General features: G+C 64.0%; 1 pseudogene. It reads right to left on the reverse strand.

Annotation, left to right across the window (positions count from 1 at the left end):
* Window positions 1-278, reverse strand: a pseudogene (locus SB751_RS29860) (hypothetical protein); the annotation flags it as partial.

Here is a 278-nt window from a genome sequence, read left to right on the forward strand (position 1 = left end):
GCTGAACTAATTCAGTCATGAATAAACAGACCGTAACCGACCCCTCGCAGCAGTACGACCTGCGCATCTTGCGGGCGCTGCGCCGAATCACGCGATCCATCGCGTTGCATTCGCGCCAGTTGTCGAACCTGGCCACGGCCCTGCCGCCATCGTCCAGGTCGAGCGCCGGGGCGCGATGGCCATACAGGACGTCGATCCCGGCCCTGGCAGCGTGGCTCAGCAGCACGGCCAGCAAATCGCGCCGCAGGATCGTATGGGTGGGATACCCCATCAACCGG

This window comes from Cupriavidus sp. SIMBA_020, assembly GCF_046535395.1.
GTDB lineage: Bacteria > Pseudomonadota > Gammaproteobacteria > Burkholderiales > Burkholderiaceae > Cupriavidus > Cupriavidus campinensis.